The 12,820-nt window shown below is 63.4% G+C and carries 11 protein-coding genes and 2 pseudogenes; 9 read left to right on the forward strand and 4 right to left on the reverse strand.

Features of this window, described 5'->3' with window-relative positions; genetic code table 11:
• Positions 1–79: 79 nt before the first annotated feature.
• From OMK73_RS34800 to OMK73_RS34810, 3 genes are read right to left on the reverse strand one after another with little or no spacing between them, the layout of a single operon-like run.
• A complete protein-coding gene (locus OMK73_RS34800; protein WP_267605984.1) occupies positions 80–859 on the reverse strand; it encodes a DUF3106 domain-containing protein in 780 nt (259 codons plus the stop codon).
• Between the two features lie 2 nt (positions 860–861).
• Positions 862–1,296, reverse strand: coding sequence for a DUF3619 family protein (locus OMK73_RS34805; protein ID WP_267605985.1), 435 nt, complete (start codon positions 1,294–1,296; stop codon positions 862–864).
• The gene (locus OMK73_RS34810; RefSeq protein ID WP_006156852.1) at positions 1,293–1,859 is read right to left on the reverse strand and encodes an RNA polymerase sigma factor; all 567 of its coding nucleotides are present in this window, start codon (positions 1,857–1,859) and stop codon (positions 1,293–1,295) included. The genes OMK73_RS34805 and OMK73_RS34810 overlap by 4 nt, the downstream gene beginning before the upstream one ends.
• Before the next feature lie 367 nt (positions 1,860–2,226).
• Here OMK73_RS34810 and OMK73_RS34815 point away from each other — a divergent pair, with 367 nt between their 5' ends.
• The 7 genes from OMK73_RS34815 to OMK73_RS34845 all read left to right on the forward strand — a co-directional run bounded on the left by OMK73_RS34815 (position 2,227) and on the right by OMK73_RS34845 (position 9,905).
• Positions 2,227–3,987, forward strand: coding sequence for an acetolactate synthase 3 catalytic subunit (locus OMK73_RS34815; RefSeq protein WP_267605986.1), 1,761 nt, complete (start codon positions 2,227–2,229; stop codon positions 3,985–3,987).
• Positions 3,987–4,478 carry an acetolactate synthase small subunit gene (gene ilvN, locus OMK73_RS34820; RefSeq protein WP_267605987.1) on the forward strand — a complete coding sequence of 164 codons (492 nt, stop codon included), beginning with the start codon at positions 3,987–3,989 and terminating at the stop codon, positions 4,476–4,478. The genes OMK73_RS34815 and ilvN overlap by 1 nt, the downstream gene beginning before the upstream one ends.
• A 97-nt stretch (positions 4,479–4,575) precedes the next feature.
• Complete coding sequence (gene ilvC / locus OMK73_RS34825) at positions 4,576–5,592, forward strand: ketol-acid reductoisomerase (RefSeq protein ID WP_267605988.1); 1,017 nt, start codon at positions 4,576–4,578, stop codon at positions 5,590–5,592.
• A gap of 152 nt (positions 5,593–5,744) precedes the next feature.
• Positions 5,745–6,389: a phosphatidylserine decarboxylase gene (locus OMK73_RS34830; protein ID WP_267605989.1), complete on the forward strand. Its 645-nt coding sequence runs from the start codon at positions 5,745–5,747 to the stop codon at positions 6,387–6,389.
• A 42-nt stretch (positions 6,390–6,431) separates the two neighbouring features.
• The gene (pssA, locus tag OMK73_RS34835; RefSeq protein WP_267605990.1) at positions 6,432–7,334 is read left to right on the forward strand and encodes a CDP-diacylglycerol--serine O-phosphatidyltransferase; all 903 of its coding nucleotides are present in this window, start codon (positions 6,432–6,434) and stop codon (positions 7,332–7,334) included.
• Positions 7,335–7,478: 144 nt separating this feature from the next.
• On the forward strand, positions 7,479–7,988 hold the full coding sequence (lysM, locus tag OMK73_RS34840; protein ID WP_267605991.1) for a peptidoglycan-binding protein LysM: 510 nt from the start codon (positions 7,479–7,481) through the stop codon (positions 7,986–7,988).
• 378 nt (positions 7,989–8,366) lie between these two features.
• On the forward strand, positions 8,367–9,905 hold the full coding sequence (locus OMK73_RS34845) for a 2-isopropylmalate synthase (RefSeq protein WP_267605992.1): 1,539 nt from the start codon (positions 8,367–8,369) through the stop codon (positions 9,903–9,905).
• 129 nt (positions 9,906–10,034) lie between these two features.
• On the opposite strand, the gene OMK73_RS34850 is transcribed toward OMK73_RS34845, so the two are convergent.
• On the reverse strand, positions 10,035–10,562 hold the full coding sequence (locus tag OMK73_RS34850; RefSeq protein ID WP_267605993.1) for a hypothetical protein: 528 nt from the start codon (positions 10,560–10,562) through the stop codon (positions 10,035–10,037).
• 218 nt (positions 10,563–10,780) lie between these two features.
• Here OMK73_RS34850 and OMK73_RS34855 point away from each other — a divergent pair.
• Positions 10,781–12,024: pseudogene (locus OMK73_RS34855) on the forward strand (branched-chain amino acid ABC transporter substrate-binding protein).
• Between the two features lie 189 nt (positions 12,025–12,213).
• Positions 12,214–12,485 (forward strand): annotated as a pseudogene (gene rpsO / locus OMK73_RS34860) (30S ribosomal protein S15).
• Positions 12,486–12,820 lie beyond the last annotated feature (335 nt).

Below are 12,820 nucleotides of genomic sequence, written 5' to 3' on the forward strand. Positions count from 1 at the left end.
GCATTATGCCAAAGCGCGCGTGGGGCGGGTAGCTTGCATGGGGGGTAGGGGCGAGCCGGCCGGACAACCGCGCAGCGGTTCAGCGGCGCACCGGCTCGTCGGGACTGGCGGTAGCGCCGGTGCTGCTGGCCGTGGCCTCGGTGGCAGCCTCGCGCGGCGTGTCCACTGTCGGCACCGGTGCGCCGGCGGTGGCGCCTGGCATGGCGGCATGGGACTCCGCCCCCGGCGTGCCGGCATCGCGCACGCGAGCGCGCGCGCTGGTCGATGCGGCGCCGGCGGGTGCCTTCTTTTCCAGGTGCAGTTGCCGGGCGGTCTCGGCGGGCAGGCGCTTGCCAGAGGGCAGGGCGCTGACCGCGCCGGGACGGCGGGGCACTTTCTCGGCGGCCGCCAGGTTCTTCTTCTGCTCTTCCGGCAGTTGCTGGTACTTGTTCCAGGCCTCGGCCTTCTTCTGCGCGGGCAGCGAACGCGTGATCTGGTAGTTTTCGCGCGCCAGGCGCCGCTGCTGGGGCGTCATCTTGACCCATTCGGTCATGCGGGTTTGCAAGCGCGCCTGCTCGGCGGGCGAAAACTTCTCGTATCGCTCCGCAATCTGCAGCCATTTGCGCCGGTTGAGCTCGGGGAAATTGTTCCACTCGCCTGCCAGCGGCGCGAGCACGCGCTGCTGGACGGCGTTGAGTTCGTTCCAGGTCGGGTGCGCATTGGCCACGCTGGCAGCGGGCGCGCTGCCAGCGTGGCCGCCCTGCGCCTGGCAAGTGGCCGGAACCAGGGACCAGATCGTCGTGGCGGCGGCCAGGCCGGCCAGCAGCAAGGCTGCCAGCCGCCGGCGCGGTGCGTCGGGGTTGAAGTCAGCGCGGGCCATGCCTACTGACCGCGCTTCAGGAACACGTGGAAGCCCTGATCCGCGTAGGCCGTCGGCGGGAGGTCGTCGAGCAGCATCGCCGCGTCCACATCCGCCAGCTCATCGACGCGCTTTTGCTGCTGCCAATGGTAGATGCCCGCCAGCCCGGCGGCCAGCGCCACCAGCGTCCATACCAGCCCAAGACGGCGCAGCCAGAAGCCTGCGCGGTGGAGTGCCGAATCGTCCTCGTCGAACGAGAGCGTGGGCATCCCGGCCGAGGCCAGTTGCGGCACGGCGATGGCGGCTTGCGCCTTCTTGCGAGACAGCGCAATCCGCCGCGCGGCGGCAAGCCGATCGGTCACATTGTCCGGCAACGCATTCGCAGAGGCATCTAGTGCCGTGCGGATCTCGTGTGCCAGGCGGCGTTCGTTGATTTCTTTTTCGTTTCTGGTGCTCATAGTCGGACCCCCCGCGCTCGCAATGCCTGCGCCAGTGTGTGCGTGGCACGGGAACAGTGCGTCTTGACGCTGCCTTCGGAGCATCCCATGACAGCAGCCGTTTCCGCGACGTCCATATCCTCCCAGTAACGCATCAGGAAGGCTTCGCGTTGACGTGTCGGCAGGCGCTGGATCTCCTGTTCGATGATGTGCATGGTCTGGGCGCGTTCCACCTTGTCGGCGCTGCTTTCGGCAGATTCGGAACCGATTTCGGCCTCGAAAGTGTCGAGCAGGTCATTATCCTCGCCTTCGCGGTCGTCGCGCAGGTTGGAAAACAGGGTGACCCAGGTATTGCGTACTTTCTGGCGGCGGAACCAGTCGTGGATTGTGTTCTGCAGTATGCGCTGGAACAGCGGCGCGAGTTCGGCGGCGCTCTTGTCGCCGTATTTTTCGGCGAGCTTGATCATTGCGTCCTGGACGATGTCCAGGGCGGCTTCGTCGTCGCGCACCGCAAACACGGCCTGTTTGAAGGCGCGCCGCTCGACGCTGGCGAGAAAGTCGGATAGTTCCTGATCGGTTGCCATGCAGGCGGGGTACAGACGGTGGGGCCGTGGCCGGTGGATGTGCAGGGTAGGGCTTCTTGCACGTCCAAAATGGTGGGATGCTAGCAAATAACCCCCCGGTGACCATCCTTGTTCTCTCTTGTGGTCATTCAGGCTCAGGCTGTGGTGCAGGCGTTTGGCGGATGGCGCGATGCCCCCCGGACAAAAAAGCCCGTAGACCAGCCCGATCCAATCCAGTATCATCGCGGGTTCACACGACATCAGTGGTTGTCTCATTCGGCCGCTTATGAGGCGGTCTATCATGCAGACGCGCACCGCTTGAACCCGTGCCACAAGCCCGGCAGAGAGCATCCGAACAATTTTTTGCCGAAAATTGCAAAGGACTAAAATGAACATGCCCAGCGCGGAATTCCACGCAGACAGCAATTCATCCGCCGCACCCGAAATGATCGGGGCGGAAATTCTCGTTCACGCACTTGCCGAAGAAGGCGTCGAGTACGTCTGGGGCTACCCCGGCGGCGCAGTGCTGTATATCTACGACGAGTTTTACAAGCAAAAGAAGATCGAGCACATCCTGGTGCGCCACGAGCAGGCCGCGGTTCATGCCGCAGACGGCTATGCACGTGCGACCGGCAAGGTGGGCTGCGCCCTGGTGACCTCCGGTCCCGGCGTCACCAATGCGGTGACGGGCATTGCCACGGCCTACCTGGACTCGATCCCGATGGTGATCATCACCGGTAACGTGCCGACGCACGCTATCGGCCAGGATGCTTTCCAGGAATGCGACACGGTCGGCATCACCCGTCCCATCGTCAAGCACAACTTCCTGGTCAAGGATGTCCGCGATCTCGCCGCGACCATCAAGAAGGCGTTCTATATCGCCGCGACCGGCCGTCCCGGCCCCGTTGTCGTCGATATTCCCAAGGACGTTTCCCGCAATTCCTGCAAGTACGAGTATCCCAAGTCGATCGACATGCGCTCGTACAACCCGGTGAACAAGGGCCATTCGGGCCAGATCCGCAAGGCGCTCGCGCTGTTGCAGGGCGCCGAGCGGCCATTCATCTACGCAGGTGGCGGCGTGGTCCTGGCCAACGCCAGCGACGAGCTGCGCCAGCTTGCCGCGCTGACCGGCCATCCGGTCACCAACACGCTGATGGGCCTCGGCTCGTTCCCCGGCACCAGCAAGCAGTTCGTCGGCATGCTCGGCATGCACGGCACGTATGAAGCCAACATGGCCATGCAGAACTGCGACGTGCTGATCGCCATCGGGGCGCGTTTCGACGATCGCGTGATCGGCAATCCGGCGCACTTCACCTCTCAGCCGCGCAAGATCATCCATATCGACATCGATCCGTCTTCCATCTCGAAGCGCGTCAAGGTCGACATTCCTATCGTGGGTCACGTCAAGGATGTGCTGCAGGAGCTGATCTCCCAGCTGCAGGCCAGCGACGTCAAGCCCAAGCGCGAGGCCCTGGCCAAGTGGTGGGAGCAGATCGAGCAGTGGCGTTCGGTGGACTGCCTGAAGTACGACCGCACCTCCGAGATCATCAAGCCGCAGTACGTGGTGGAGAAGATCTGGGAACTGACGCACGGCGACGCCTTCGTCTGCTCGGACGTAGGCCAGCACCAGATGTGGGCCGCGCAGTTCTACAAGTTCGACGAGCCGCGCCGCTGGATCAATTCCGGTGGCCTGGGCACGATGGGCGTGGGCCTGCCGTACGCCATGGGCATCAAGAAAGCCTTCCCCGAGAAGGAAGTGGTGACCATCACCGGCGAAGGCTCGATCCAGATGTGCATCCAGGAGCTGTCGACCTGCCTGCAGTACGACACCCCGGTGAAGATCTGCGCGCTCAACAACCGCTACCTCGGCATGGTGCGCCAGTGGCAGGAAATCGAGTACGACAACCGTTACTCGCATTCCTACATGGACGCGCTGCCCGACTTCGTCAAGCTGGCCGAGGCCTATGGCCATATCGGCATGCGTGTCGAGAAGACGGCCGACGTCGAGCCCGCCCTGCGCGAAGCCTTCCGCCTCAAAGACCGTACCGTGTTCCTCGATTTCCAGACCGACCCGACTGAAAACGTGTGGCCGATGGTCCAGGCCGGCAAGGGCATCTCCGAGATGCTGCTTGGCGCGGAGGACCTGTAATGCGACATATCATTTCGGTCCTGCTGGAAAATGAACTGGGCGCGCTGTCGCGCGTGGTTGGCCTGTTCTCGGCGCGCGGCTACAACATCGAGACGCTGACGGTGGCCCCCACCGAAGACGCCTCGCTGTCGCGCATGACGATCGTCACCAGCGGTTCGGACGACATCATCGAGCAGATCACCAAGCACCTGAACCGCCTGGTGGAAGTGGTCAAGGTGGTGGACCTGACCGAAGGCGCGCACATCGAGCGCGAGCTGATGCTCGTGAAGGTGCGCGCGGTCGGCAAGGAGCGCGAGGAAATGAAGCGTACCGCCGACATCTTCCGCGGCCGCATCATCGACGTCACCGAGAAGACCTACACCATCGAGCTGACCGGCAACGGCGGCAAGCTGGATGCCTTCCTGGACGCCATCGACCGCGCCGCCATCCTCGAGACCGTCCGTACCGGCGGCTCGGGCATTGGCCGCGGCGAGCGCATCCTGAAGGTCTGAACCTGATTGCAGTATCCAAGGGCGGCGCCGGTGCCGGCACTAGCCGGGCGGTGGCCGCCAACCCGACACACGAAAACGAAAGACTGAAGGAACGATCATGAAAGTGTTTTACGACAAGGACGCCGACCTCTCCCTGATCAAGGGCAAGAACGTCACCATCATCGGCTACGGCTCGCAAGGCCATGCCCACGCGCAAAACCTGAACGACTCGGGCGTCAAGGTCACCGTTGGCCTGCGCAAGAGCGGAGCATCGTGGAACAAGGCCGTCAACGCCGGCCTGCAAGTCAAGGAAGTGGCCGACGCGGTCAAGGAAGCCGACGTGGTCATGATCCTGCTGCCGGACGAGCAGATCGCCGACGTGTACAAGAACGAAGTGCACGACAACATCAAGCAAGGCGCCGCACTGGCCTTCGCCCACGGCTTCAACGTGCACTACGGTGCCGTGATCCCGCGCGCCGACCTCGACGTCATCATGATCGCCCCGAAGGCCCCGGGCCACACGGTGCGTTCGACCTACGCGCAAGGCGGCGGCGTGCCCCACCTGATCGCCGTGCACCAGGACAAGTCCGGCGCCGCCCGTGACATCGCCCTGTCGTACGCTACCGCCAACGGCGGCGGCCGCGCCGGCATCATCGAGACCAACTTCCGCGAAGAAACCGAAACCGATCTGTTCGGCGAGCAAGCCGTGCTGTGCGGCGGTACCGTCGAGCTGATCAAGGCTGGCTTCGAGACGCTGGTGGAAGCCGGCTACGCGCCGGAAATGGCCTACTTCGAGTGCCTGCACGAACTCAAGCTGATCGTCGACCTGATCTATGAAGGCGGCATCGCCAACATGAACTACTCGATCTCCAACAACGCTGAATACGGCGAATACGTCACCGGCCCGCGCGTCGTGACCGAGGAGACCAAGAAGGCCATGAAGCAATGCCTGACCGACATCCAGACCGGCGAGTACGCCAAGAGCTTCCTGCTCGAGAACAAGGCCGGCGCGCCGACCCTGATCTCGCGCCGCCGCCTGACCGCTGAGCACCAGATCGAAGAAGTGGGTGCCAAGCTGCGCGCCATGATGCCCTGGATCGCAAAGAACAAGCTGGTCGACCAGTCGAAGAACTAAGCTGTACTACAGCCCGACGGCCCGCCGCTCCTGACGGCGCGGGCCGCAGCCGTTCAGCCATCCGCACAATTCCCCCTCGAGGGGTTGTTCAGGCGGGGGCTGAACGGCTTTTTGTTATCCTTGTCAGACTTTATCCACCAAGTAAGCATTGCATGAACTATCCTCATCCGCTGATCGCCCGTGAAGGCTGGCCGTTCCTGGCCGGCGCCTTTGTCATCTCGCTGCTGGTGCAGGTCAGCGCCGGCTTCTGGTGGGCCTTGCCGCTGTGGATCATTACACTGTTCGTGCTGCAGTTTTTCCGTGATCCGCCGCGGCCCATTCCCGCCCAGCCGAACGCCGTCCTGGCGCCCGCCGATGGCCGCATCGTGGTGGTCGAGAAGACCATGGACCCGTTTGCGGGCCGCGAGGCGCTGAAGATCAGCGTCTTCATGAACGTGTTCAACGTACACTCCAACCGGGTGTCCGTGGACGGCAAGGTAGAGAAGGTCGAGTATTTCCCCGGCAAGTTCGTCAACGCCGACCTCGACAAGGCCTCGCTCGAGAACGAACGCAACGCCGTGGTCATCCGCCGTGCCGCAGACGGCAAGGTGGTGACCCTGGTACAGGTGGCCGGCCTGGTGGCCCGCCGCATCCTCTGCTACACCCGCGTCGGCGAGACGCTGTCGCGCGGCCAGCGCTATGGCTTCATCCGCTTTGGCTCGCGTGTCGATGTCTACCTGCCGGTGGATGCGCGCCCGCGCGTCACCATCGGCGAGAAGGTATCGGCCACGTCGACCATCCTGGCTGAGCTGGATTAATCCGGCTCAGCCGGAGCAGATCAGACCCACTGGAGAACAGGCATGGGTGCTTTCAACCGACGCAACAAGCGCGTTAGCAATGGCAACGTGACCAATTTGCGTCCCTTCCGCCACAACCAACTGCGCGGCAACGAACCCGACGACTTCGACGAGGAAGCGGGCGACGATCACGACATCGAATACGTGCGTCCGCGCCGGCGCGGCATTTACCTGCTGCCCAATGCGTTCACCACGGCCGCGCTGTTTGCCGGTTTCTTCGCCATCGTGCAGGCCATGAACATGCGCTTCGACAGCGCGGCCATCGCCATCTTCGCCGCCATGGTGCTGGATGGCATGGACGGCCGCGTGGCGCGCATCACCAATACGCAGAGCGCGTTCGGCGAGCAATACGATTCGCTTTCGGACATGGTCTCGTTCGGGGTTGCGCCGGCGCTGGTGATGTACGAGTGGATCCTGCACGACCTGGGCAAGTGGGGCTGGATCGCCGCCTTTGTGTACTGCACCTGCGCCGCGCTACGGCTGGCGCGCTTCAATGCCAACATCGGCGTGGTCGACAAGCGCTTCTTCCAGGGGCTGCCCAGCCCGGCGGCGGCGGCGCTGGTGGCCGGGTTCGTCTGGCTGGTGATCGACAACAAGCTGCCGGTCAAGGAACTGTGGATGCCGTGGGTGGCGTTCGGCATCACGCTGTACGCCGGGCTGTCGATGGTGTCCAATGCGCCGTTCTACAGCGGCAAGGCGCTCGACGTGCGCTACCGCGTGCCCTTCGGCATGATGGTGCTCGTGCTGGTGCTGTTCGTGGTGGTTTCCACGGATCCGCCGGTTGCCTTGTTTGGCCTGTTCGTGGCCTATGCCATCTCCGGCTACCTGCTGTGGGGCTGGCATGCGCTGCATGGCAAGCCTGCCGAGATCCGCAAGGTGCGGGACGGCGGGAACGATCGTTCCTGATCGCAGGTCGGTGAAAAGGCGCCACGGCGCCTTTTTTACATTTGTTTTCCAGGATGCCGCGCTTGCCGTGGCGATTGTCGTGGTTCACTGTAGCCACGGTTGTACTGTAGTCCCCTTGTTGTCCACTAATCACTGGAGGTTCTCATGGGCATGCTCGACTTCATCAAGGAAGCAGGAGAGAAACTGTTTGGCGGGAGCGCAGCGCAGGCCGCGCCCGCTGCGGCTCCGGCCGATGCGCCGGCGGCGGACGCCGATGCCGATGCGGCCAACCGTGCCGCCGGCGATGCCATCGAGGGCTACATCAAGCAGATGAACCTCGATGCCACCGGGCTGATGGTGCAGGTGGACGGCTCGCAGGGGCTGGTGACGGTATTCGGCGTGGCCCCGGACCAGGCCACCCGCGAGAAGATCATCCTGTGTTGCGGCAACGTGCAAGGCGTGGACAAGGTCGATGACAAGATGTCGGTCAATGTCGACTCCACCGAATCGACCTGGCACACCGTGGTCAAGGGCGACACCCTGTGGGCGATTTCCCAGGCGGCCTACGGCAACGGCGCGCTGTACACCGCGATCTTCGAGGCCAACGAGCCGATGCTGACGCATCCGGACAAGATCTACCCCGGCCAGAAGCTGCGTATCCCGCCCCAGGCCTGACGCCCGGCGCCCAGGGGACTTGGCCGCCCCCTGGGCCTGCTTTTTCGGCTTATCGGCTATTGGCCCGATTAACGCATCCATATTGCGCACGCCCGGCTTCTCGGCTATAGTCGCTCACATGATTTCGCGCCAAGCCCTACTCGCCCGCACCATTCTAGGTGGCCTACTAGGCCATCAGGTCGGGACGCGTTCGCGCTGAGGGAAGCCAAGCCCCTCGCGTAAAGTCACACAGGATTTATAAACGCCCCGGCCTGCATCACTGCACGCCGGGGCGTTTTGCATTCAGCACGCATACAGCAGCACAGCAAAACGAAACGGCGGATGCCGAAACAGTAACTTGATTCGCCAAATACAAAAGTAAGCCCAGGAGCCCCACCCATGTCCGACAAACTCATCATTTTCGACACCACCTTGCGCGACGGCGAACAGTCGCCCGGCGCCTCCATGACCCGCGAGGAAAAGATCCGTATCGCGCGCCAGCTGGAGCGCCTCAAGGTCGACGTGATCGAAGCGGGCTTTGCCGCCAGCTCCAACGGCGACTTCGAAGCGATCCGCTCCATCGCCCAGGTCGTCAAGGATTCGACCATCTGCTCGCTGGCCCGCGCCAACGACCGTGATATCGCCCGCGCCGCCGAGGCGCTCAAGCCGGCCAACGCCTTCCGCATCCATACCTTCATCGCCACCTCGGCGCTGCATATGGAAAAGAAGCTGCGCATGACGCCGGACCAGGTGTTCGAGCAAGCCATCCAGGCGGTGCGCTTTGCGCGCCAGTTCACCGACGATATCGAATTCTCGCCCGAAGATGGCAGCCGCTCGGATATGGATTTCCTGTGCCGCGTGCTCGAAGGCGTGATCAAGGAAGGCGCCACCACCATCAACCTGCCGGATACGGTGGGCTACGCCGTGCCGGAAGGCTACGCGGGCCTGATCCGCTCGGTGCGCGAGCGCATCCCCAATTCCGACAAGGCCATCTGGTCCGTGCATTGCCACAATGACCTCGGCATGGCGGTTGCCAACTCGCTGGCGGCGGTCAAGCTCGGTGGCGCGCGCCAGGTCGAGTGCACCATCAACGGCCTCGGCGAGCGTGCCGGCAATACCAGCCTGGAAGAAGTGGTGATGGCGGTCAAGACGCGCCGCGACTACTTCGACCTGGACGTCGGCGTGGATACCACCCAGATCGTGCCGGCCTCCAAGCTGGTGTCGCAGATCACCGGCTTCGTGGTGCAGCCCAACAAGGCCGTGGTGGGCGCCAACGCCTTCGCGCATGCTTCGGGCATCCACCAGGATGGCGTGCTCAAGGCGCGCGATACCTACGAGATCATGCGCGCGGAAGACGTGGGCTGGACCGCCAACAAGATCGTGCTGGGCAAGCTCTCGGGCCGCAACGCGTTCAAGCAACGCCTGCAGGAGCTCGGCATCGAGCTGGAGAGCGAGGGCGAGGTCAATGCCGCGTTCACCCGCTTCAAGGAACTGGCCGACCAGAAGTCCGAGATTTTCGACGAAGACATCATGGCCATCGTTTCCGACGAGGCGCACGACGTCAACGAGCACTTCCGCTTTATCTCGCTGTCGCAGCACTCCGAGACCGGCGAGCGCCCGCATGCGCGCGTGGTGTTCAACATGGATGGCCAGGAAGTGACGGGCGAAGGCGAGGGCAACGGTCCGGTCGATGCCACGCTCCACGCCATCGAAGGCAAGGTCGCCAGCGGCGCCGAACTGGTGCTGTATTCGGTCAATGCCATCACCGCCGGCACGCAGGCCCAGGGCGAAGTCACGGTCCGCTTGTCCAAGGGCGGGCGCATCGTCAACGGCGTGGGCACCGATCCCGATATCGTGGCCGCGTCGGCCAAGGCCTACCTGGCCGCGCTGAACAAGCTGCACGACAAAGCCGTGCAGAAGATCAACCCGCAGATCTGATCGCGATCTGATTGGTAAGCCCGCGGCCCATCCGGCCGCGGGGCTTGAATCGGCCCGTCGCATTCCCACGAGGATGACGGCGGGCTTTTTGCGTTTCCGCTCGCCCCTCGGCCCTGCCGCGTCCGCGCTTCAGCGGCGCCTTCTGTCAGGGTCGGCGAGCGGGTCCGGCGTGATCTGGGTCTGGCGCAGCACGCCGCCGTCGTCAAAATAGAAATTGAACATCGACGGCCAGTTGTCCTCGTGGAGGAAGCGGTAAGACCACACTTCGCGCTTCATTAGTGGGAAATATTGCGTGGGCTCGCGGGGCTTGCCGAAGTGCTGCTCCACGTCCAGCCTGGTCCAGACGTCGACCTTCGCCTTGTAGAGCTCGTTGGTCTGCAGCATCTGGCGGAACGTGGTGAGATGGCCGCTGCGGTCGAAGTCCGCTGCATAGGCCTGACGTCCGAAAGGCTGCTTCGAATAGATCCAGCGCTGCGTGCCGTCGGCTAGCCGGTAGGTATCGGTTGGCGTGCCGAAGCGGGCTTGTACGGCGGCTTCCGGCGCGCCCACCATGTCCTGGCCGACTTTGACCGGTTGCAGCACCGAGCAGGCCGGCAGGATGGCTGCGGCTGTTGCTAGCACGAGCCACCGGGCGGCATGGCGCGATGAGCCTTTCATGGGGGGCCTCTTCTTGAAATTCGTGATGATATGGATGGAGAGTGTAGCGGCGCACGAAAGTTGTGTGCGTCTCATGTGGCACGTGCCGGCTTTTGCAGGCAAGCGGTGGCATGGCGCAGCCATCCTCGCCCAATTGCCCGTTTTGCCGCGAGTGCGATCCGATTTGCCTAGGCTGGGCCCCTGGCTTACCATGCAGCGCTTTGGCGGGAGATCACTCGATGTGGGCAAAACGATGGCTGGCGGGCTGTTTGCTGGCGGTGGCGGCGAGCGCCGGCGCGCAGGAGCCGATCCGTCTCGGCATGATCGAAGGGTTGTCCGGCCCCTTTGCCAACGCGGGCGACGCGGTGGTGCGCAACCTGCGGCTCGCCATTGACCGGGTCAATGCGCGCGGCGGCGTCAAGACGGCGGAAGGCGCGCGGCCCTTCGAGCTCGTTACCTTCGACAGCAAGGGCAATGTCGACGAGAGCCTGATCCAGTTGCGCGGGCTGGTGGACAAGCGGATTCCCTTGTCCTGCAGGGCAACAGCTCGGCGGTGGCCGGCGCGCTGGTAGGCGCGATCAACCGGCACAACAGCCGGCAGCCCGATGCCCGCGTGCTCTTCCTGAATTACTCGGCGGTCGATCCCACGCTGACCAATGAGGGGTGCAGCTTCTGGCACTTCCGCTTCGATGCCAGCGCCGACATGCGCATGCAGGCCCTGACCGAGGTCATCCGTGCCGATAAGAGCGTGCGGCGCGTCTACCTGATCGACCAGGACTACAGTTTTGGCCATCAGGTGTCGCGTTCGGCGCGCGAGATGCTGGCGGCCAAGCGTCCCGAGTTGCACATCGTGGGCGACGAGTTCCATCCGATCGGCAAGATCAAGGACTTCGCCCCGTATATTGCCAAGATCAAGGCGAGCGGCGCGGATGCGGTGATCACGGGCAACTGGGGCAACGATCTCACCCTGATGATCAAGGCCGCGCGCGAAGGCGGGCTGAACGCCAAGTTCTACACCTTCTACGGCAATGGCCTGGGCGCACCGGCTGCCATGGGAGACGCCGGGGTAGGGCGTGTGCTGGCGGTTGCGGAGTGGCATCCCAATGTGGGCGGCGCGGCGTCGGACGCGTTCTACCAGGCCTTCCGCGCGCGTTACCCGGAGCCCAAGGACGACTACGTTCACCTGCGCATGCAGATGATGGTGGAGATGCTGGCCCGGGCCATCGAGCAGGCGGGCTCGACCGACGCGGTCAAGGTGGCGCGTGCGCTGGAAGGCATGCGCTACGTCAACGACTTCCATGATGCGACGATCCGCGCAGATGACCACCAGGTGCTGCAGCCGCTCTACGTGTCGGTGATGGAGAAGCAGGGCGGCGACGTGCGCTTTGACAACGAGGGGTCGGGATACGGCTTTCGCACGGTGAGGAAGCTCAAGTCGGCGCAGACCATGTTGCCCACGACCTGCAAGATGGAGCGTTTCTAGCAGTTCCGGGCCTGCGTTGCCGCAAACGCCATCCCCAGCCCGTTTTCCGCTATAATCGCCCGCTGTCATAGCCAGCCGGTTGTCAAAACCGGCCCGGCGAGACAGTTGCCTGTATGTAAGACACGCACAAGGCACGACGCATACGGCACATTTCGTGCTGTAGCGTTCGCAAGTGAAAAGGAAATCACCATGGCAGAAGCCCAAATCAGCAGCAAAACCGAAGTCATCAAGCAGTTCGCGCGTGCCGCCAACGACACGGGTAGCCCCGAAGTCCAGGTCGCTCTGCTGACCACCCGCATCAACGAACTGACCCCCACTTCAAGGCCAACATGAAGGATCACCACAGCCGCCGCGGTCTGCTGCGCATGGTGAGCCGTCGTCGTCGCCTGCTGGACTACCTCAAGGCCAACGATGCCGACCGTTATCGTTCGCTGATCGAGAAGCTCGGCCTGCGTAAGTAAGCAGCCAGGATCGTCCGGATGGCAGCACGAATGGATGCACTGCACGCCTTCGCGTGAGCCACTAATGCCTGCGTCAGCCTCGCTGATGCAGGCATTTTGTTTTTGCGGATGAAATGTTGCGGATCAGGCCGCCGTCTGGCCGATGTCCGGCATTGCTGTAAGTGATTTTTGTTTCACTTGATGGTGCCATGACCCCGGGTCTGGCACACGTTGCGCCAAGACGTGCAACGGAGTAAGTTACTGTGTTCTTTAGCTTTTTTCAGCTTTTTTACTGTTAATCCATACCGGAGTCGGACAAGGAAGCGGGGCTTTGTGTCATTCCAGCGCGGTATCCG

The organism is Cupriavidus sp. D39 (genome assembly GCF_026627925.1).
GTDB lineage: Bacteria > Pseudomonadota > Gammaproteobacteria > Burkholderiales > Burkholderiaceae > Cupriavidus > Cupriavidus ulmosensis.

Coding starts and splice junctions, on each gene's coding strand:
- pssA (WP_267605990.1), top strand. CDS start 6,432: ATGGGTGCTTTCAACCGACGCAACAAGCGCGTTAGCAATGGCAACGTG.
- OMK73_RS34845 (WP_267605992.1), top strand. CDS start 8,367: ATGTCCGACAAACTCATCATTTTCGACACCACCTTGCGCGACGGCGAA.
- OMK73_RS34830 (WP_267605989.1), top strand. CDS start 5,745: ATGAACTATCCTCATCCGCTGATCGCCCGTGAAGGCTGGCCGTTCCTG.
- ilvN (WP_267605987.1), top strand. CDS start 3,987: ATGCGACATATCATTTCGGTCCTGCTGGAAAATGAACTGGGCGCGCTG.
- lysM (WP_267605991.1), top strand. CDS start 7,479: ATGGGCATGCTCGACTTCATCAAGGAAGCAGGAGAGAAACTGTTTGGC.
- OMK73_RS34815 (WP_267605986.1), top strand. CDS start 2,227: ATGAACATGCCCAGCGCGGAATTCCACGCAGACAGCAATTCATCCGCC.
- OMK73_RS34850 (WP_267605993.1), bottom strand. CDS start 10,562: ATGAAAGGCTCATCGCGCCATGCCGCCCGGTGGCTCGTGCTAGCAACA.
- OMK73_RS34805 (WP_267605985.1), bottom strand. CDS start 1,296: ATGAGCACCAGAAACGAAAAAGAAATCAACGAACGCCGCCTGGCACAC.
- OMK73_RS34800 (WP_267605984.1), bottom strand. CDS start 859: ATGGCCCGCGCTGACTTCAACCCCGACGCACCGCGCCGGCGGCTGGCA.
- OMK73_RS34810 (WP_006156852.1), bottom strand. CDS start 1,859: ATGGCAACCGATCAGGAACTATCCGACTTTCTCGCCAGCGTCGAGCGG.
- ilvC (WP_267605988.1), top strand. CDS start 4,576: ATGAAAGTGTTTTACGACAAGGACGCCGACCTCTCCCTGATCAAGGGC.